This window comes from Myxococcus sp. AM009 (genome assembly GCF_013372605.1).
In the GTDB taxonomy this organism is placed as follows: Bacteria; Myxococcota; Myxococcia; order Myxococcales; family Myxococcaceae; genus Myxococcus; species Myxococcus vastator.
On record NZ_JABXEP010000045.1, the window covers coordinates 19,733 to 38,618 of the forward strand.

An 18,886-nucleotide genomic window follows, 5' to 3' on the forward strand; every position below is an offset into this window, starting at 1 on the left:
ATTGTCAGACAGGCACATCATTGAGGCACGCGTCACGGCCGTGCGCTATGAGGGCCTCATGAAAATTACCAAGGACAGCGTCGTCTCCATCGATTTCCGCCTCCATCTCGGCGACGGCAAGGCCGTGGACGAGAGCGAGCCGGGGGAGCCGCTCGTCTATCTGCAGGGGCACGAGGAGATCGTGCCGGGCCTGGAGAAGGCGCTCGAGGGCAAGGCGCGTGGCGACACCCTCCAGGTGACGGTGGGCCCCGACGAGGGCTACGGCGACTACGACGCGGAGGGCGTCGAGGAAGTTCCGAAGACGGAGTTCCCGGAGGGCCTGGAGCTGGTGGCGGGCGGCGTGCTCAGCGCCACCGACCCGGACGGGGACGAGGTGGACTTCTTCATCAAGGAAGTGAAGGCCGACTCCGTGATGGTGGACTTCAACCACCCGCTGGCCGGCAAGACGCTGCACTTCGAGGTCACCGTGCGGGACGTCCGCGCCGCGACGGCCGAGGAGCTGGAGCACGGCCACGCCCACGGCCCCCACGACGAAGCGCACTGAGCCGGGCGGGCGCCTTCGCGGGCTCACCCCTGCTTCAACGCCGGGCGTCCCCAAGAAGGGGCGCCCGGCGGAAGTGTCCCGCCTAGCCGCCCAGGAAGTCGGACGTGAAGGCGAAGGCGCCCATCATGTAGGGCAGGGCGCCGCCACGGTTCGGGTGGTTCAGGTACCACGCGAAGTTCAAGAGGATCGTCGGCCGGTTGAACGACGAGCCCTCGCGCGTGTTCAACGAGTAGGCCACAATGGGGCCGATGCGCGTGTGGCTGTTGTCCACGTTCTGCGCTCCGCCCGAGCCATCCTGGTAGCGCGGCCACACACCGCTGAAGCGAGCCCCCAGCGTGAGCTGCGGCGTCGTCAGCATCATCAGGTCGGTGTCGTTGGTGAACACCCATCCCCGGCCGGGGATGAGCGTGTCCAGCAGCGCGTCGTAGAAGGACGCACCGTTGCCCTCGCGCAGCGCCACGTTCCAGTACTCGATGGACGCCTTGCTCCGCACCACGAAGGAGCCGAAGCGCGCCTGGAGCGTGGGCTCCAGCATGTAGTGGTGCCCGGAGGTGCTGTACGCGTCATCCTGCGTCAAGCCGCGCGCGTCGTCGGAGAAGTCCAGCATCGGGTTGGTGTACGACTGGAGGAACCCGAACGTGCCGAAGTACCGGACGTACTCATAGGTCGCCCGCAGGTTGAAGATGGCCAGCGGCTGAATCTCGAAGACGGGGCCAATCTTCACCGAGGCCGGGTTGGCCTTGATGGCGAACGCGCCGTTGACGAAGTTGTCGCGCGTCAACATGGACTCGCCGTCGAACATCCGCTTCTGGAGGATGATCCGGTTCTGGGTCTCCATGCCCAGCGGGTTCCAACGCAGGAAGTTGATGTTGGCGAAGTACAGGCGAGTGTCGGGCCCCAACGGCGGCAGCGTGGGGGCCGTGGGCGCGTCCGTGGGCTTGGGCGCTGTCTGCGGAGTCGAGGGCAGGGCAGCGGCTTCGGGCTCTTCGGCGGCGGCTGGCGCGGAGAATCCCAGGCAGAGTGACAGGGAGAGCACGGACAGCGGTCGACGCAGCGTCATCAAGACACCTTCTCGGGGAGTGACGTGGGGGGGCGGTGTACAGCGGGGGACGGCTCATCCGCGTAGCGCCGGCTGACATAGAAGCCGAAGGCCGCCGCGGTGAAGTACATGATGAGGCTGTAGATGGCCGGGGGAATGGCCATGGTCGAGTTCGCCAGCAGCGTAGGGCTGAGCGCGATGGCAATCGCAAGCATTCCGTTGTGAATGCCAATCTCCATGCCAATGGCAACCGCTTGCCGCCGGGGCAGGCGCAGGATGACGGGCACGAAGTAGCCCACCGCGAGGCTCACCACGTTGAAGGCCAGCGCCGCCGGGCCCACCTGGCGGAAGAAGCTGAGCGCATTTGCGCGCTCCGTGTACACGGACGCCCCAATCACGGCGACGAGGAAGACGGTGGACAGGATGCGAATGGGCTTGTCCATGCGCTGCGCCACGGCCGCGCTGCGCGAGCGGATGAACATGCCCAGGCTCACCGGCCCCAGGACGATGAACACCACCTGGACAATCTTCGCGAACTGCATGGGGACCGCGCGGCCTTCGTCCATGAAGTGCGCCAGCGACAGGTTGATGATGAGCGGCAGCGTGACGAGCGACAGCGCGCTGTTCACCGCCGTCAGCGTGATGTTGAGCGCCACGTCTCCGCGGGCCAGGTGGCTGAAGAGGTTGGCCGTCGCGCCGCCCGGGGACGCGGCCAGCAGCATCAGCCCCACCGCCAGCTCCGGCGGCAGACGGAAGGCGTGGGCAATGAGCAGGCAGGCCACCGGCAACACCAACATCTGGCAGCCAAGGCCCACCAGGATGGCGCGCGGATAGACAATGACCCGCTTGAAGTCCGCCAGCGTCAGCGTCAGGCCTAGCCCGAGCATGATGACAGCCAGCGCCAGCGGCATCAGCACCGCCGTGAATACATTCGCCTGCATTCGCCCCCCGGATGGAGTGTCCAGCGTTGAGCATCAGCGTCGCGCAGGAGGGCATGGCGCTTCAAGATCCTCCGCTCTCAAAGGTCGCGAAAAGCGGAGGCAACCCATGACGCCGTATGTCATTGATGCACCGCGGCCAGGGCCTCGTTACCCGAGACACCGACCCCCGGGTCGATTAGGACAGGGGCCATGAGCCGAGTCCTGGACGAGCTGTTGTCGCTCCTCAAGCTGGAGAAAATCGAGGAAAACCTGTTTCGTGGCCGGAGCCAGGACCTGGGGTTCCGCCAGCTCTTCGGCGGCCAGGTCCTGGGCCAGGCGCTGTCCGCGGGCAGCCAGACGGTGCCCGCCGACCGCCATGTCCACTCCCTGCACGGCTACTTCCTGCGCCCGGGCGACGCGACGCTTCCGGTCGTCTACACGGTGGACCGGGTGCGGGACGGCGGCAGCATCACTACGCGCCGCGTCGTGGCCGTGCAGAAGGGCGAGCCCATCCTGACGATGATCGCCTCCTTCCACGGGGACGAAGAGGGCTTTGCCCACCATGCGCCCATGCCGGAGGTGCCGGGCCCGGAGGAGCTGGCCACGGAGCAGGAGCTGCTGAGCCGCCTGTCCGCCCGCATCCCGGAGGCCCTGAGGGAGAAGTTCCTGGGGGAGCGGCCGATTGAGATCCGGCCCGTGGCGCCGGTGGATCCGTTCAATCCGGAGGCGAAGGCGCCCATCAAGCACGTGTGGTTCCGCGCCAACGGCGACCTGCCGGAGGATCCGCAGGTGCACCGGTATGTGCTGGCCTACGCGTCCGACTTCAACCTCATCAGCACCGCGCTCCTGCCCCACGCGGCCAGCTTCTTCCAGCCCCGCATCTTGGGCGCCAGCCTGGATCATGCCCTGTGGTTCCACGGTGACCTGAAGGTGAGCGACTGGCTGCTGTACGCCATGGACAGTCCGTGGGCGGGCAACGCGCGCGGCCTGTCGCGCGGCAGCGTCTACACGCGTGACGGCCGGCTGGTTGCCTCGGTGGCCCAGGAAGGGCTGCTGCGCATCCGCAAGCCCAAGGCCTGAGCAGCGAGGACGACACCCCACACCCGGGTGGGGGGCCAGCCCCTTGTCGTGCCCTCGGGAATCCACGAAGGTTGCAATTCCCCGGAACTCCTGACGACGCGGTGTCGTGGCACCCTCGTTGCTCAGCAAGCCCGTGGCTCAGACAACAAGGATCCCCCGTGCCGAAATCGAAACCCTGGGAGCTGTCGCGACGCAGTCTGCTGCGGGGGGCCACGGGAGCGGCGCTCGCCTTGCCCTGGCTGGAGGCCATGGCGCCCTCCCTGGCACGGGCGCACGCGTCCGGTGCGAAGCCGCCGCTGCGCTTCGTGGGCATGTTCCACTCCGCGGGCGTCGTCCCGGACCAATGGTTTCCGACCACTGAAGGCGCGAGCTACGCGCTGCCGCCCACGCTGTCGCCGCTGGCGCCGGTGAAGGATGACGTCCTGGTGCTGAGCGGCCTGCGGCTGGGCGCATGGGACTACTACGAGCGCACGCACGAGGGCGGCTTCTGGATGATGCTCACCGCGTCCGAGCGCATCGTCGCGGGCAACACGGACTCCGTCGACCAGGTCATCGCGCGCGCCACGTCGGCGCAGGTGCGCGTGCCGGCGCTCACGCTCAGCGTGGAGAACAACGGCTACGACAACCCGGGGTACCGTGACGCGAACGGGGATGGCTTCATCGACCCGAAGCCGTCGTCGTATGACGACACGCAGGACCATTGCAGTGGCGAGGATCACTGCATGGCGACGTTCTCCCGCGGCCAGCGGCTGCCCAACGTCTACAGCCCTCGCGTCATCTTTGACCGGCTCTTCGGGGCGCTCCAGGCCGAAGGCCCCACGGACGCGGAGCGGCGCCTCTGGATGTACCGGCGCAGCGTGCTCGACCGGATGACGGGCCAGGCGAAGGCGCTTCAGGCCAGGCTGGGTCAGGCGGACAAGCTCCGACTGGACGAGTACCTCACGGGCATCCGCGAAATCGAAGTCGCCATCCAGAAGGCGGAGCAGGGCGCCCCGGGGGCGCGGCTGGTGGGCATCCCCATGGATGGCACGGCCTACGCCAACCTGATGTGCGACCTCATCGTGAAGTCCTTCGAGTGTGACGCCACCCGCGTCGCCACGCTGATGCTCGGCATGTGTGTCAGCCCGATGATGTTCACCGTCAACGGCCGGGCCTTCTCCCACCACGGCGATGCCTCCCACCACGGCAATGACCCGGTGAAGCTGGCGGCGAAGGTGGAGATCGACCGGTGGCAGGTGGGCCGCTTCGCGCACCTGGTGCAGCGGCTGAAGGCGGTGCCGGAGGGGGAGGGCACGCTGCTCGACAACGTGGCGGTCTTCTACTCGAGCGACATCTCGCACAGCGACTGGCACAACCACTACGACATGCCGGTGCTGCTCGCGGGGCGCGCGGGCGGTGCCATCCGGCCGGGCCGGCACATGCGGGCGCAGGGCAAGCGGTGTGGGGACGTGCTGCTCTCCATCCTCCAGGCCTTCGAGATTCCACGAGGCACCTTCGGACCCCTGGCACAGGGACCGCTGGCCGGACTGGCGTGAGGGGCGCTGCCCGGTGCCGGCCGCGGAGTAGAACGACGCACGGGCCGTGAATACGGCGCCCGGACGGACGTCGGGAGCAGGCGGGCATCCTCCGCTTGCTCCCGAAAGGTCTTTCGATGCGTACCCGTCTCTGGCCCGCCGTCCTCGCCGTGCTCTCCCTGGGTACCGGCGCCTGTGTCATGGCGCCCCTTCAGAAGGGGTACACCGAGTGCGGAGAGTTCATGGGTGACGACCCCTGCCAGCCGGGGCAGTACTGCGCGGACGCCACGTTCAGCGAGTGTGTGCCCGGCTGTACGAGCGACGTGAACTGCGCCCGCAACCAGGAGTGTGTGAAGGACTCCGGAGAGCAGGTGGGGACCTGCCTCAACATCTGCACGTCGTGCGCATACGATTGAGCCCGCGGGCAGGGCGCCCGCGGCTCGGGAGGTGACGACGATGCGCGCGGTGGTGTTCCAGCACGAGGAGCACGAAGAGCCCGGCCTGCTGGGGCCGGTGTTGCAGGAGGCGGGCTTCGCGCTGGTGAACCGCTTCCGCGCCTTGCGCCGGGAGGACGTGGACGCGGAGCTGCTGGTCGTCATGGGCGGCCGTATGGCCGTCTACGAATCCGAGCAGCACCCCTTCTTGCGGCAGGAGCCTGACCGCGAGCGAGCTGGGGCGGTGGATTGACCTGGAGGCGGACAGCCTCCAGCGGCGCGGGAAGAACCTCCAGGAGCTGAAGGCGCAGTTGCCCAAGCTGAAGGCCGCGGAGGCCGACAACACGGAGGTCCTGCACCGTCTGGCGCACCACTTCGCGCGGGTGGCGGCGGGCCGCTGAAGCGTCAGGCGCGGCGGGCTTCGTGAGGGGAGGCGCTCCGGGCATCATGCAGGGCATGGACCTGGAGAACCCCGTTGTGAAGCTGCGCGCTCAGGGCATGCAGGAGGAAGCCGCCCGCCGTCCGGAGGAGGCACGGGCATGCTTCCAGCGGGCGTGGGATGTGGCCACTGACGACTACGAGACCTGCCCGAGGGGCCCTACCGGAACGTCGTGGAGCAGGGCCTGGGCGCGGCCATCGCCCGCGTGACGGGCTAACGGAGCTTCTTGGGGCGGCGGGCCGCGCTCGAGGACGGTGACTCCAACTGGGAGGAGATGTCCGCGTCGCTGCCTTCACCCCCTGGGACACCATCCGCGCCATACGACAGGATGACAGGGCGGCCGCCCTCATTCGTGTACACGTAGTCGCGGTTCCACGGGTCGCTGGGCAGGCGCTCCAACGAGCGCGCCTGAAGGAGCTCATCCAGGCCAGCCTGTGTCTCTGGGAAGCTGCCTGTCTTCATGTAGTGGAGCTTGAGCCCCGTCTCCAACGCCTTGATGTCCAGGGCGGCGGTCTTCTGCTTGGCCTCCTCCAGGTTCGACATCACGGAGACGCCCACCGCCGCGGCGATGAGGCCGAGGATGGTGATGACGACCATGATTTCAATCAGCGTGAATCCGCGAACGTGACGCCGCCGCGCGTGTAGCTTCTGCTGGGTTGGATTCATCTTTGGGTTCTGACCTCGTGTGACGTTGTGTCCGGCGCGCGCGGGCCCGACGTGTCGCCATGTCGTCTGGAGCTGGGGCGTTGCACATGCCTCGGGCTGCGTGCGCCTGGCGCAGGGCTTCGATTCCAGGCGCGGACGTTTGCCAGTGCAGTCGCCGTGCCTGACTGGAGTGCCAGTGCCGCGTGAGCGACTGTCGCTTCCCAACGGCTGAGTGCCACCTCTGCGCGGGTAGATGCGGGTGCGCGTGACTCTCACCCTCCCGCATCGGCGCGGATGAACCGCGCCAGGTACGGAGGCCGTCATGAAGCCCCATCTTCCACTGCTCATTCTCCTGGGCACCGCGGGTTGTGGCACCGAAGTCGACGAGGCCGACTTCACGAATCACGGGTCCGCCCTGAGTCAGGAGTGGGAGCTGTGTGGGAAGACTGCCGTTCGATTGGCGGACATTCACCCCGGCGCAGAGGGGTCAGCGCCGGAGGACCTGGTGCACGGCGACCGAGCCCTCTACTTCACCGCGGATGACGGGACTCACGGACGTGAGCTGTGGCGAAGCAGCGGAACGGGTGGAAGCGGCACGTCCTTGGTGAAGGACATTCACCCAGGGCTCGTGGGGTCGGAGATCTCGAATCTGACGCGGGTGGGGAACCGGCTGTTCTTCGCCGCCGATGACGGCGTCCACGGCTACGAGCTCTGGGTGACCGACGGGACGTCGGCCGGTACGTACCTGGTGAAGGACATCTACCCGGGGACGGAGGATGGGCTCTTCCGTCCGAACCTCCTCATCAGGAGGAACGAGCCCCTGCTGGTTGAGTTCGAGGGGGTCCTGTACTTCGGCGCGAACGACGGCGTGCATGGACGCGAGCTGTGGCGCAGTGACGGAACGGACGCGGGGACCTATCTCGTCGAGGACATCGAGGCGGGCCCCAATAGCTCATCCCCGCGAAGCTTTGTTCGCGTGGGCAACGAGGCCTTCTACTTCGTCGCGGCCCAGCGGGGCCCCCGGCGCGATGAGATTCATCTCTGGCGTAGCACCGGAGCGCCAGGTGTCATTCCCGTCCTCACGCGGGTGGGGGACAACGTCATCTTCGATCTCCTGGCAGTGAAGTCGCGCCTCTACTTCCTCGTGGACAACGACGAGGGCGAGGCCAGCTTGTGGAAGACGGATGGGGCCGCCTCCAACACGCGCCAGCTGCGGTACTTCTTCGGAGAGTATCCACACGACCTGGTCGCACTGGGCAAGCGCGTCGTCTTCAGCGCCGGAGCCGGAGAGCCAGAGGGCGAGGAGCTCTGGAGCAGCAACGGCTCGACGTCAGGCACGAAGCGGGTGAAGGACATCTGGCCTGGGCCCACGGGCTCCTCGCCCAGCGCCCTGGCGGTTCTAGGCTCGCGAGTCTTCTTCGCCGCGAATGATGGGGCGGGGAAGGGGCGTGAGCTCTGGGTGAGCAACGGCAGCGGTTCGGGGACCGCGCTCTTCAAGGACCTGTCGCCCGGTGGCGGCTCATCGGATCCCGAAGCGCTGACCGCCATCGAAGGCACGTTGTTCTTCTCCGCGAGCGATGGGGTGCATGGGCACGAGCCCTGGGTGAGCGATGGCACCCGTTCGGGCACGAAGGCGCTGCGGGGTCTGGCACATGGGAGTGCGTCTTCGTCGCCGCGCGACTTCGTGCGCTCGGGCTGGGACGTGTTCTTCTCGGCGGATGACGGAGAGACCGGACGCGAGCTGTGGGCCTTGCCGTTCCGTCCGAAGGGGGAGTGCGATCCGCACCACGCCCACTGATAGCGGCGTGCGGATGAAGCGAGCAGCCGGTGGCTGTTGGGCGTAGTCGCCGCTTGTGGCGCGCTGCGCCTTGCTGGAGCGCTCGAAGGAGTCGGCGCCCAGGTCCTTGTAGGGAAGGTCCTGGCGCGGCAGGTGGTGGGCGGCCGTGAGCATGGATTCGGGGGCGCACCAGGCTCCGGGCCCAACTGTTCGACGGGCTCACCTGCACCCATGACGCGCCAACCTCTGTGCCTACGCCACGAGCAGGCTACGGCGTTTCATTCCTGTGGGTCGGGCGCGCAGCCCGGTGGATCGCTGTTCGGAAATGTCGGGACTTTTGTGGCGCCAAAACCCCCGACATTTCCGAACAGCGAGCTACGGGAGTGACTCCGGTCCCCCCGCCGCGAGGGGCCCCCTGAGATGGCCGCGTGGTCCGAGTCATCGGAACGCATCGACGATGAACGCGGCTGCGACAGAGCCGTCGAGGATCGCGGTTCCGGGCTTGGACTCGGGCAGCTTCCTCATCTGGTCATAGCCGAGCCGGGCCACCGCGCAGATGGGAACTTTTTCTCCGTTCGGCGACTGCGCCTCGTAGTACCGGATGACGACCTGGGGGCCGGTCGTCCAGACCTGCCCGTACAGGCGGCTCGTCGCACCAAACGGGCCGAACTCCTCCCTCGCGACACTCTCAATGGGGCCGTCATACAGCGTGACACGTCGGCTCTCGGTCTGGTTCGCGTCGAGATCCACCAACACGCTGTCCCCAACGCGCAGCCCCATGTAGCGAATCGCCTTCTTTGATTCTTCCGGGCACTCCTGCGGACCTGGACTGCCGTCGGGGCGCAACGCGCACCGTCTCTCCCGGGACAATCGTGGCGCGGTCCATGCGAAGCGCGAAGGGACGATTGGTCCTGACTTTGGCAACATGCGCGGATGGATAAACAGTCTTCGCTCATGAGCGCGTTTGAGCTCATCGACTCTCGTGAGGTGACATGCCACGACGACTCGATGGGCGATTTCCCCGTTCGAGTAGGGACGCCGCGCGCGCATGCAGTCCAGGGGGAGCGTCTCATCGCCGTTTGCGGACAACCAACGGATCGCCTTTTGCCCACCTTCTGGTGCTGGGAAGCGCTCCATCCCGACCACTTCCTCCGCTGTCAGGCGTGCATGGAGCTCCATCCGCTTACATCCCGCATTTGATTTCAAGGGGTTGGCCCGCCTCGAAGTGTGGAGGTCGAAGGATCAGACCCTCGTGCGTTAATAGGTTGGCAGTTGAAACCTGCCCTGGGGACGGGTCGCGACGAGGGGGAACATGGCGCCGACGTACGACGCGCTGGTCATTGGCACCGGCTTTGGGGGAGCGGTGGCGGCATGCCGGCTGGCGCAGGCCGGCCTGACGGTGCGCGTGCTGGAGCGGGGCCTGCGCTACCCGAAGGGGAGCTTTCCCCGCGACTGGAGCAACCCGCTCAACGGCTGGCTCTGGCGGTACAATCAGGGCCTCTTCGACGTGAAGCTGCTGCCGGGGATGAGCATCGTCCAGGCCGCGGGCTACGGCGGCGGCTCGCTCATCTACGCCAACGTCCACCTGCGCCCGCCCGCGGAGACCTTCGACACCGACTGGCCGGAGGGCTACAGCCGCGCCGCGTTGGACCCGTACTACGACCTGGTCGCGTACATGCTGGACCTCCAGCCCATCACCGCGTCCGCGCGTGGCCTGCCCACCAAGGCGAAGCGGATGCGGGACGTCGCGCGCAAGCTCGGCCGCGAGCAGCAGTTCTTCTACCCAGACCTCGCCGTGCGCTTCGCCCCCGCTGGGGAGCCGCTGCCCAACAAGTTCGGCGTCGCCCAGGAGGGCTGCAACTACTGCGGCGAGTGTGACATCGGCTGCAACGTCCGCGCGAAGAACACGCTGGACCTCAACTACCTGGCCGTCGCCGAACAGCAGGGCGCGGAGATGACCACCCAGGCGGAGGCCACGCGCATCGAGCCGCTGTCTCCGGCGAGCTATCGCGTCACCTATACGGACCACGCCGCGGGCGGCGCCGAGCGCACCGTGGAGGCCCGCCGCGTGTTCCTGTGCGCCGGCACGGTGAACACCACGGAGCTGCTGCTGCGCTGCCGCGACCAGTGGGGCACGCTCCCGCGCCTCAGCGACCGGCTGGGGTGCCGCTATTCGGCCAACGGCGACTTCCTGGCCTTCGCCTTCGAGACGCGCGAGGTGTGGGAACCCTCCGAAGGACCCACCATCACCACCAGCCTGGTGGTGGACCAGGGGCAGGGCGCGGACAAGACGTGGTTCCTCTTCCAGGAGGGCGGGCACCCCGGGCAGGCGGCGGGGCTGCTTCAAGTCATCGACATGGGCCGGGACCTCCGTGTCCCCGCGGACCTGCTCCAGAAGGAGCTGGTCCGCGCCCTGCGCCGGCGCGCCCGCCCTGAAACCGTCATGGGCAAGGAGCGCGAGCGCTTCCAGGCCGTGTTCCTGGCCATGGGGAGGGACCGCTCCAACGGGCGGCTCGCGCTGCGGCCACTGACTCGGGACATGGAGGTGCGCTGGGACGTGCCCTCCAACCTGCCGCTGTACCGGACGCAGGAGCAGCTCTGCCAGGACATCGCTCGGGCGCTCGGGGCGCGCGCCGTCTTCAACCCCCTGTGGGATCGGCTGCACATCCCCGTGTCCGTCCACAACCTGGGCGGCTGCACCATGGCGGAGGAGCCCGCCTACGGCGTCCTGACCCCGGACGGTGAGGTGCACGGCCACCCCGGCCTGTACGTGCTGGATGGCGCCGCGCTGCCGGCGAGCACCGGGGTGAATCCGTCGTCCACCATCGCCGCGGTGGCGGAGCGCAACGTCGAGGCCGCCATCCGCCAGGTGCTGGGGAACCCCACCTGGACCGCCCCCGAGCGCGCCGGGACGGCCTCGGGCAAGGCGGCTGCGGAGCCCTTCCGCGCGTCAATGCGGATGAGCGCGAGCGTGGCACCCACGCCGGTGGTGCCAAGGGAGGACCCGATGCGGAGCGTGGTGATTCCCGAGGGAGGAACGGTGTTGTCGCCAACGCCCGTGGTGGGGCTGCGCTTCACCGAACGGATGCGCGGCTTCATCAACCCCGGCCACCTGCCGGACACGGACTACGCGGGCGCCGAGGAGGAAGGCAAGTCAGAGGGCAGGGTGGCCGAGTTCGTCCTCACCATCACCTTGCCCAACCTCGACCGCTTCCTCGCGGAGAAGGCCCACTCGGGCATCGCGCAGGGCACCGTCCACGTCCACGGCCTCACGCCACCTGGCGGCGCGAAGGTGGACCACGGCGTCTTCAACCTCTTCGTGGACACGGACAGCTACTACGAGCGGCGGATGCTCTACTTGCTGCCCTTCACCGGCACGGACGGCCAGCCGTACCTGCTGGACGGCTACAAGCACGTCCGGGACGACGACGGCTTCGACATGTGGTCGGACACGTCCACGCTCTACACCGTCATCCGCCGGGGCAGCGACCAGCACGCGCCCGCGGTGGCCAGCGGCATCATCCGCCTGGGCATGCCGGACTTCCTGCAGCAGCTCACGACCTTCGCCGTGCTGGGGACGACGTCACCGCTGGCGAAGGCCCGGGCCCTGAAGCGTTTTGGAAGCATGTTCATGGGCAACCTCTGGGACGTCTTCGCGCGAACCAAGCTGGAATAGGAGAGGCGCATCGTGGCGAAGGCAACGCGGTACGACGTGGTCGTCGTGGGCTCCGGCTTCGGAGGCTCCATCAGCGCGCTGCGCCTGGCCCAGGCGGGCAAGTCGGTGTTGGTCCTGGAGCGCGGCAAACGCTACCGGCCCGGCGGCTTTCCCCGGGACGTGACGCGCACGGACGAGGTGCTCTGGCGCCATGCCGAGCGGCGCAAGGCGCAGGGCCTCTTCGACGTGCGCTTCCTGTCCGGCATTGGCACGGTGACGGCCAGCGGCGTCGGCGGCGGCTCGCTCATCTACGCCAACGTCCACGTGCGGCCGGACGCCGAGGTGTTCGAGGACCCGCGCTGGCCCCAGGCGTACCGCCGGGACTCGCTGGAGCCCTACTTCGACAAGGTGGCGCGGGAGCTGCGGCTGAACCCGGTGCCACCCTCGATTCCGCTGCGCAAGCGGGACCTCTTCCAGCGCGCGGCCCGGGGCATGGGGCGCGAGACGTTCGACCCGCCCGTGGCCGTGGCCTTCTCGGAGCCGCCGGGGCCGGGCCGGCGCGTGTGCCAGCTCTGCGCCGAGTGCGAGTTCGGCTGCCAGCACGGCGCGAAGAACACCATGGACCTGACGTACCTGGCGCGGGCGGAGGCGCTGGGGGCGCTGGTCCTGGCGCGCACGCTCGTCTCCCACGTGGAGCCGGTGCGGGAGGGGTACCGCGTCCACTGCCGGGACCTGGTGTCGGGGGAGCGGCACACCGTGGAGGGCTCGCGGGTGGTGCTGGCCGCGGGGACGCTGGGCACGGTGGAGATATTGCTGCGCAGCCGGGACGTGGCGCGGACGCTGCCGCGCGTGAGCCGGCGGCTGGGCCACGGCTATTCGGGCAACGGGGACTTCCTGGCGTCGATGCAGGGCGCGCGCGAGGACATCCAGCCCTGGGTGGGCCCCGACGTGTCCACGGTGATGCGCTTCACCGACCATCAGCCGCGCTTCACGCTGGTGAAGGCCACGTTCAACCAGCCCGCCACGGAGGTCCTCGCGGGCCTGGGACAGCCGAGCCTCGGGCGGCTCCAGGGACTGGGCGCGCCGCTGTGGACCTGCCTGGGGCCCGCCCTCCACGCGGCCCTCAAGAAGGGGCTGCTGAGCCGGCCTCTGCGCGACGACGTGGACGCGGCTCGCACGTCCAATCTCTTCGGCATCGGCCAGGACAACGCCAACGGGCGGATGCACCTGGAGGACGGGCAGCTCGACGTGTCGTGGGACTTCGCCGGGGAGAACGCGGAGCTGGTGCGGCGGATGACGGACGCGATGCGGGACCTGGCGGCCCAGTACGGCGCCACCTTCGCGCCGCTGGTCACCTGGCAGCTCTTCAAGCGGCCTTTCACGGTGCATTCGCTTGGCGGCGCGCATCTGGCGGAAGCTCCCGAGCGCGGCGTGGTGTCCACCGAGGGCGAGGTCTTCCACCATCCCGGGCTGCACGTGGCGGACGGCTCCGTCATCCCGACAGCCCTCGGCTTCCACCCGGTGATGACCATCAGCGCGGTGGCCGAGCGCATCGCCGAGGCCGTGGTGCACGGATTCTCATCTCATTCGAGGAGCGCTTCATGAACACGCTGCCTTCCGCCGAGAGGCACGACTTTCCCGCGGGCGACGGCGTTCCGTTGCAGCTCACGCGTTACCAGGGCGGCGCGAAGGGGCCCGTCCTCCTCGTCCATGGCGCGGGGGTGTGGAGCGGCATGTTCATGCTGCCCACGGTGCAGGAGAACTTCGTGCAGCACCTGGTGCGCCACGGCTACGACACCTGGCTGCTGGACTGGCGCGCCAGCGTGGAGCTGCCGCTGCGGCAGTTCACGCTGGATGACGCCGCCCGCCACGACATGCCCGCCGCCGTCCGGCGTGTCCGCGAGCGCACCGGCGTGGACACCGTGCAGGCGGTGGTGCACTGCGCGGGCTCGGCGACGTTCTTCATGGCGATGGCGGCGGGGCTGCTGCCGGACGTCCAGAGCGTGGTCGCCTCGCAGGTGGCGCTGCACCACATCGTCCCGCCCGCGACGCAGCTCAAGGCGATGCTGCGGCTGCCGGACGTGCTGGACATCACCCGCGACTACCTGACGCCGGACGAGGACCCGAGCAGCCCCTTGTTCCAGGCGGCCTTCGGCACCTTCGTGGACCTGCTCCGTCATGAATGCGACAGCACCGTCTGCCGCCGGCTGACGTTCATGTACGGGCAGCTCTTCCGGCACGCGCGCATGAACCGGGAGACGCATGACCGGCTCGACGAGCAGTTCGGCCCCTGCAACATGCTGACGTTCCGTCACCTGGCGCAGATGGCGCGCTCGGGCTACGCGGTGGGCTTCGACCATGGCCGGGAGGAGAACCTCCGGCGCTATGGCCGGGAGCGGCCGCCGTCGTACCTGCGCGCCGAGCACCTGAAGCGTCCCATCACCTTCGTGTCCGGAGAGCAGAATGGCACGTACATGCCCGCGTCCACGGAGCTCACCTACGAGTGGCTGCGCGAAGAGAACGGTGAGTCGTACTACCAGAGGAAGGTCCTGGCGGGGTACGGCCACCTGGACACCTTCATGGGAAGCACTGCGTCGCAGGATACGTATCCGGTGATACGCGGCGCGCTGGAGGCCATGGCCTGAGCGGATGAGGCGGGGTACCGTCCCGGTTCCCGCCCCATGGACACCTCCTCACCTTCAACGGCGCAGTCGCCCGCCGGTGCGCCGCCGGCCGGCCTGGGTTGGATGGCCCGCTTCGGCCCCGGCATGCTCGTCGCGGCCACGGGCGTGGGGGCAGGGGACCTGCTCACCGCGAGCCTGGGAGGCTCCGCGGTGGGGATGGCCATCCTCTGGGCCGCCGTCGTCGGCGCGGTGCTGAAGGGCTTCCTCAACGAGGGCATCGCGCGCTGGCAGCTCGCCACGGGCACCACGGTGCTGGAGGGCTGGGCGCGGTTCGGCGCGTGGCTGCGCTACGGCTTCTTCCTCTATCTGCTGGGCTGGAGCTTCTTCACGGGCGGGGCCCTCATCTCCGCCTGCGGCGCCGCGGGCGACGCGCTGTGGCCCCTGTCGAGCGATCCGGACACGTCGCGGCGCCTCTGGGGCGTGGTGCATTCGATCGTGGGCCTGGGGTTGGTGTGGGCCGGGGGCTTCCGCTTCTTCGAGCGGCTGATGGCGGCGTGCATCGGTTTGATGTTCGTCACGGTGATCTTCACGGCCGCGGCCTCGGGACCGGACTGGAGCGCCGCCGCGCGCGGGCTGGTGCTTCCGACGATGCCCGAAGGCGGCACCGCCTGGGTGCTGGGCCTGCTGGGCGGCGTGGGTGGCACCGTGACGGTGCTCTCCTACGGCTACTGGATTCGGGAGCGAGGCCGTGAAGGCGCGGGGTGGCTGCGGACGTGTCAGGCCGACCTCGCCTTGGGCTACTCGCTGACGGCGCTGTTCGGCATCGCGATGGTCATCATCGGCTCCACCGTGCAGCTCCAGGGGAGCGGCCTCCGGGTGACGACCTTGCTGGCGCAGCGGCTGGGCGACATCATCGGGCCGTTCGGCTACTGGCTCTTCCTGTGGGGCTTCTGGGCCGCCGTGTTCTCCAGCCTGCTGGGCGTCTGGGAGGGCATCCCGTATCTCTTCGCGGACTTCCTGCGCGTCCACCGCCAGGAGCCCGCGCGCGCGGCGCCGCTGCGAAGCACCCGGGCGTGGCGCGGCTACCTCGTGGCGCTGGCGGTGGTGCCCCTGCCGCTGCTGTGGGTGCCCCTGCAACGCGCCCAGCTGGCCTACGCGTTGATGGGCGCGTTGTTCATGCCGCTGCTCGCCGCGACGCTGCTGTGGATGAACAACCGCCGCGCGTGGGTGGGGGCGCTGCGCAACGGCTGGCTCGTCAACGCCGCGCTCATCGCCACGCTGCTCCTGTTCCTGGGCGTGGGGGCGAGCGAAGCGCTGGACGCGCTCCGCAAGTTGATGGCGCCCTGACACTCGCGCCGCTACGCGCCTTCGGCCACCGCGGGCGGGGCCTCGCCCGGTGTCTCCGAGACAGACGTCTCATCCCAGCCGATGTAGCGCACGCCCTCCAGTGGCTTGGGCGCGTGGAACTCCAGGGCGCCCACGGTGGAGGTGAGCCGTCCGTCCGGTCTCCACGCCGCGAAGGGATGGGGGCGCGTGAAGCGCTCCAGCGCACAGGTGGCCACGTCGCTCTGGGCCACATGGACGTCCCAGCCCGTCGGGTCCCGGTACACGTAGCCCACCAGCGTCTTGGGGTCGCACCACGCGCGGCCCTTCACCGCCACCGTGGCCGAGCGGGCCTGGAAGCACAGCTCCCCCGGCTGAGGCGACCGCAGGCGCGTGAACAGCAGGTCCGGGGCTTCGTGGAACCGGTGCTCCCGCTGCGCGGTGCGCAGGTAGATGGGCGACAGCCTGGGACTGAGCGGATGCTGGCGGGCGCGCACGGACAGCACCTCCAGGCGGGCCTCCGGGTCCTCCTGGAAGCGCGGCACGTAGAGCCACGTCAGCTCCTCCAGTCGGCGGTGTCCCCACAGGTGCTTCTGCAGCCCCGGCGCTCCCTGGACGTCATACCGGTGCCCATCCACCGTGACGGCGCCGGTGAAGGTGATGGCGTCATGGGCATGGGCCACGTGCGTCGTCAGTGGCAGCAGGTCGGCGCACCGTGGAGCGCGGCGCACCGCCTCCGCGGTCTCCGGCGTGTAGCGCAAATCCCATTCGATGGAGTGGCCTCCCGAAGCGACGCGGCCATGGCTCCGGCCCGGCGCGAGCTCCGCGTCGCCCAGCCGGATGCCGAAGCGGCCAGGCGCCTCGGTGGAGAAGCGGGTGAGGGGATGGATGGCCTTCAATCCCAGCGCGGGCGTGGCGGTGGCGCAGTCGAAGGCCGCCGCCCATAGCATGGCGCGAGGCGCACCGGGCGCTCCCGGCGCGGGCGTGAAGAGCGTGTAGCGGAACCACCAGGCGCGCTCACCCCCAGGGTCGAGCACACACAGGAACCAGATCTCGAAGAAGCCTTGCTGCCCCTTCCAGCGCGGAAGATTGGCGCGCTCGCTCGACGGCATATCGTCCCCCCTCACCAACGGCGCCAGGGCGCCATCGCGTCGGCTACCGTCGCAGAGGGGCGGCCCCCAGGGCAAGCCGCCTCAGCGGCCCGAGTCCTTCCAGGAGACGCGGTACGTGACGCAGTGCTCGTCGAAGGCGCGGACCTCCACCGACGCGGCCACGCCGCCAGCGGCCCGGGACATGGCGAGCATGACGCCCTGCTTGAAGTAGCGCAGCATGCCCGGCTCGTTGAGCCAGACCTCGGCCTCCGTCGGTCCCGTCTCCGTGATGCGGACCTCGGTGTAGTTGTTGCTCGTCCGGAAGCCATGCTGCGCCTTCGACAGCATCCGCCGGGGCCCCAGCAGCTTCATCACCCCGAGCAGGGCGCGGCCCATCAGCGTGTCGCGGTAGCCGTCAATCATCCGCTCGCCGAGCATCCGCCACGCCACCTCGTCGGGCTCTTGGGGGTGCAACGCCTTCGCCGTCAGCGAGACGCAGCGAATCCACGACTCCAGGGAGTACGCGGGGAGCAGTGGCCGGTCCAGGTTCAGGCCCTCGCTTCGCAACTGCTCCTTGAGCAGGGGCGTCACCCGCCCGGAGAGTCCCCGGACGAAGAGCCCTTCCACGATGGGAGGGAAGACGAGTCTTTCGGCCATGGAGTGCATTCCAGCCCGGGCTGTACCCGCCGGGTCAAGCCAGGCCCCTGAGGTTCTATGCGGCGCTGACATACGTGGGTTGCGCACCTATCACAGTGCCGGTCCGCCGGGGATGCGCACCGCGGCCTACGCCGCGGGTTGTCCCGCCGGGCGCTTCGCGTAGCGCTCCGCCAGGAGCGAGCACACGAGGAGCTGCGCCTGGTGATAGAACATCAACGGTAGGACGATGAGCCCCAGGGCGGGGTTGGCGCCAAAGAGCAGCCGCGCCATGGGAACGCCCGAGGCCAGTGTCTTCTTGGACCCACAGAAGACCACCGCGATTTCGTCCTCCTTGGAGAAGCCCAGCGCCCGAGCCGTCCGCGTGGTCAACACCAGCACGGTGACCAGGAGGAGCACCGCGCCCACGAAGGCGATGCCCAGCACCTCCGCGCCGTAGTCGGAGAACAGGCCCGAGGCAATGGAGTCACAGAACGACGAATAGACGAGGACCAGGATGAACACCCGGTCGAAGGCGTTCGTGTAGGGCCGGTAGCGGGCGAACCAGCCGCCCACCAGCGGGCGCAGCAACTGCCCCAGCGCCAGGGGGAGCAGCAACAGGGTCGCCAGCTTGAGGACGGCCTGACCCATGGACAGCGACTGGCCGGTGGCGCTGGCGAACAGGCCGATGATGAGCGGCGTCAGCACGATGCCCAGCAGGCTGGACAGGCTGGCGTTGAAGATGGCGGCGGGCACGTTGCCCCGGGCGGCGCCCGTCATCGCGACCGATGAGGAGATGGTCGACGGCACCGCGCAGAGATAGAGCAGCCCCATCGACACGTCGGACGGCAGCCAGCGGCCCACCAGCACGTCGCCCAGCCACCACAGCAGCGGGAACACAACGAAGGTGAAGGCCTGGACCACCACATGGACGCGCCACTTCACCACGCCCGCGCGGAGCTGGGCCGCGGGCAGGCCCAGGCCGTGGAGCAGGAACACCGCGAAGATGCCCACGTCGGCGACGACGTCCGCGTGCATCGGCCCGCCCGACGCGCCGAACGCCGGGAAGAGCGCGGCCAGGAGGACGGCGCCGAGCATCCCCAGCAGGAACCAGTCCCGGGCAAGTCGTTTCACGAGGCGAAGGGGCATGTCCGCCCCCCTTACTCCG

Annotated in this window: 16 protein-coding genes and 1 pseudogene; 10 read left to right on the top strand and 7 right to left on the bottom strand. The window is 68.9% G+C overall.

The features are described 5' to 3' along the window. Positions 1-58 precede the first annotated feature (58 nt). Entirely contained in the window at positions 59-544 is a 486-nt protein-coding gene (locus HV824_RS13715; RefSeq protein ID WP_176417852.1) for a peptidylprolyl isomerase, read from the top strand. Positions 545-626: 82 nt separating this feature from the next. On the opposite strand, the gene HV824_RS13720 is transcribed toward HV824_RS13715, so the two are convergent. Both HV824_RS13720 and HV824_RS13725 read right to left on the bottom strand, forming a co-directional pair. Continuing rightward, positions 627-1,604: a hypothetical protein gene (locus HV824_RS13720; RefSeq protein ID WP_176417853.1), complete on the bottom strand. Its 978-nt coding sequence runs from the start codon at positions 1,602-1,604 to the stop codon at positions 627-629. After that, the gene (locus HV824_RS13725; protein ID WP_176417854.1) at positions 1,604-2,524 is read right to left on the bottom strand and encodes a bile acid:sodium symporter family protein; all 921 of its coding nucleotides are present in this window, start codon (positions 2,522-2,524) and stop codon (positions 1,604-1,606) included. Before HV824_RS13725 ends, HV824_RS13720 begins: the two co-directional genes overlap by 1 nt. A gap of 189 nt (positions 2,525-2,713) precedes the next feature. Here HV824_RS13725 and tesB point away from each other — a divergent pair, with 189 nt between their 5' ends. The 4 genes and pseudogenes from tesB to HV824_RS38050 all read left to right on the top strand — a co-directional run bounded on the left by tesB (position 2,714) and on the right by HV824_RS38050 (position 5,932). Continuing rightward, on the top strand, positions 2,714-3,583 hold the full coding sequence (gene tesB / locus HV824_RS13730; RefSeq protein ID WP_176423466.1) for an acyl-CoA thioesterase II: 870 nt from the start codon (positions 2,714-2,716) through the stop codon (positions 3,581-3,583). 158 nt (positions 3,584-3,741) lie between these two features. Then, complete coding sequence (locus HV824_RS13735; protein WP_368738057.1) at positions 3,742-5,118, top strand: DUF1552 domain-containing protein; 1,377 nt, start codon at positions 3,742-3,744, stop codon at positions 5,116-5,118. A gap of 116 nt (positions 5,119-5,234) precedes the next feature. Continuing rightward, entirely contained in the window at positions 5,235-5,513 is a 279-nt protein-coding gene (locus tag HV824_RS13740; protein ID WP_255208014.1) for a hypothetical protein, read from the top strand. Positions 5,514-5,553: 40 nt separating this feature from the next. Then, positions 5,554-5,932, top strand: a pseudogene (locus HV824_RS38050) (hypothetical protein). Between the two features lie 251 nt (positions 5,933-6,183). Here the strand turns inward: HV824_RS38050 and gspG are convergent. Beyond that, the gene (gspG, locus tag HV824_RS13750; RefSeq protein WP_176423467.1) at positions 6,184-6,636 is read right to left on the bottom strand and encodes a type II secretion system major pseudopilin GspG; all 453 of its coding nucleotides are present in this window, start codon (positions 6,634-6,636) and stop codon (positions 6,184-6,186) included. A 301-nt stretch (positions 6,637-6,937) separates the two neighbouring features. Here gspG and HV824_RS13755 point away from each other — a divergent pair, with 301 nt between their 5' ends. Next, positions 6,938-8,413, top strand: coding sequence for an ELWxxDGT repeat protein (locus HV824_RS13755; protein ID WP_176423468.1), 1,476 nt, complete (start codon positions 6,938-6,940; stop codon positions 8,411-8,413). Between the two features lie 417 nt (positions 8,414-8,830). On the opposite strand, the gene HV824_RS13760 is transcribed toward HV824_RS13755, so the two are convergent. Continuing rightward, positions 8,831-9,172 (bottom strand): hypothetical protein, encoded by a 342-nt coding sequence (locus HV824_RS13760; protein ID WP_176417858.1) that lies wholly within the window; start codon positions 9,170-9,172, stop codon positions 8,831-8,833. 532 nt (positions 9,173-9,704) lie between these two features. On the opposite strand from HV824_RS13760, the gene HV824_RS13765 reads away from it, so the two are divergent. From HV824_RS13765 to HV824_RS13780, 4 genes are read left to right on the top strand one after another with little or no spacing between them, the layout of a single operon-like run. After that, positions 9,705-12,068, top strand: a complete 2,364-nt coding sequence (locus HV824_RS13765; protein ID WP_176423469.1) for a GMC oxidoreductase — start codon at positions 9,705-9,707, stop codon at positions 12,066-12,068. Positions 12,069-12,080: 12 nt separating this feature from the next. Beyond that, positions 12,081-13,652 (top strand): GMC oxidoreductase, encoded by a 1,572-nt coding sequence (locus tag HV824_RS38215; RefSeq protein WP_368670935.1) that lies wholly within the window; start codon positions 12,081-12,083, stop codon positions 13,650-13,652. Next, positions 13,649-14,692, top strand: coding sequence for an alpha/beta fold hydrolase (locus tag HV824_RS13775; protein WP_176423470.1), 1,044 nt, complete (start codon positions 13,649-13,651; stop codon positions 14,690-14,692). Before HV824_RS38215 ends, HV824_RS13775 begins: the two co-directional genes overlap by 4 nt. Before the next feature lie 36 nt (positions 14,693-14,728). Continuing rightward, a complete protein-coding gene (locus tag HV824_RS13780; protein ID WP_255208016.1) occupies positions 14,729-16,018 on the top strand; it encodes an Nramp family divalent metal transporter in 1,290 nt (429 codons plus the stop codon). 11 nt (positions 16,019-16,029) lie between these two features. Here the strand turns inward: HV824_RS13780 and HV824_RS13785 are convergent, their stop codons facing one another. The 3 genes from HV824_RS13785 to HV824_RS13795 form a co-directional block, all read right to left on the bottom strand. Further along, entirely contained in the window at positions 16,030-17,106 is a 1,077-nt protein-coding gene (locus tag HV824_RS13785) for a hypothetical protein (RefSeq protein ID WP_176423471.1), read from the bottom strand. 81 nt (positions 17,107-17,187) lie between these two features. After that, a complete protein-coding gene (locus HV824_RS13790; protein WP_217917372.1) occupies positions 17,188-17,742 on the bottom strand; it encodes a DUF2378 family protein in 555 nt (184 codons plus the stop codon). A 126-nt stretch (positions 17,743-17,868) separates the two neighbouring features. Continuing rightward, positions 17,869-18,867, bottom strand: a complete 999-nt coding sequence (locus HV824_RS13795) for a bile acid:sodium symporter family protein (protein WP_176423472.1) — start codon at positions 18,865-18,867, stop codon at positions 17,869-17,871. Positions 18,868-18,886: the final 19 nt, after the last annotated feature.

Bases quoted from the DNA above. Each gene is read 5' to 3' on its own strand.
- HV824_RS13775 (WP_176423470.1), top strand. From the start codon at position 13,649: ATGAACACGCTGCCTTCCGCCGAGAGGCACGACTTTCCCGCGGGCGAC.
- gspG (WP_176423467.1), bottom strand. From the start codon at position 6,636: ATGAATCCAACCCAGCAGAAGCTACACGCGCGGCGGCGTCACGTTCGC.
- HV824_RS13785 (WP_176423471.1), bottom strand. From the start codon at position 17,106: ATGCCGTCGAGCGAGCGCGCCAATCTTCCGCGCTGGAAGGGGCAGCAA.
- HV824_RS13725 (WP_176417854.1), bottom strand. From the start codon at position 2,524: ATGCAGGCGAATGTATTCACGGCGGTGCTGATGCCGCTGGCGCTGGCT.
- HV824_RS13720 (WP_176417853.1), bottom strand. From the start codon at position 1,604: ATGACGCTGCGTCGACCGCTGTCCGTGCTCTCCCTGTCACTCTGCCTG.
- HV824_RS13715 (WP_176417852.1), top strand. From the start codon at position 59: ATGAAAATTACCAAGGACAGCGTCGTCTCCATCGATTTCCGCCTCCAT.
- HV824_RS13790 (WP_217917372.1), bottom strand. From the start codon at position 17,742: ATGGCCGAAAGACTCGTCTTCCCTCCCATCGTGGAAGGGCTCTTCGTC.
- HV824_RS13795 (WP_176423472.1), bottom strand. From the start codon at position 18,867: ATGCCCCTTCGCCTCGTGAAACGACTTGCCCGGGACTGGTTCCTGCTG.
- HV824_RS13765 (WP_176423469.1), top strand. From the start codon at position 9,705: ATGGCGCCGACGTACGACGCGCTGGTCATTGGCACCGGCTTTGGGGGA.
- HV824_RS13740 (WP_255208014.1), top strand. From the start codon at position 5,235: ATGCGTACCCGTCTCTGGCCCGCCGTCCTCGCCGTGCTCTCCCTGGGT.
- HV824_RS13780 (WP_255208016.1), top strand. From the start codon at position 14,729: ATGGACACCTCCTCACCTTCAACGGCGCAGTCGCCCGCCGGTGCGCCG.
- HV824_RS13755 (WP_176423468.1), top strand. From the start codon at position 6,938: ATGAAGCCCCATCTTCCACTGCTCATTCTCCTGGGCACCGCGGGTTGT.
- HV824_RS13760 (WP_176417858.1), bottom strand. From the start codon at position 9,172: ATGGGGCTGCGCGTTGGGGACAGCGTGTTGGTGGATCTCGACGCGAAC.
- tesB (WP_176423466.1), top strand. From the start codon at position 2,714: ATGAGCCGAGTCCTGGACGAGCTGTTGTCGCTCCTCAAGCTGGAGAAA.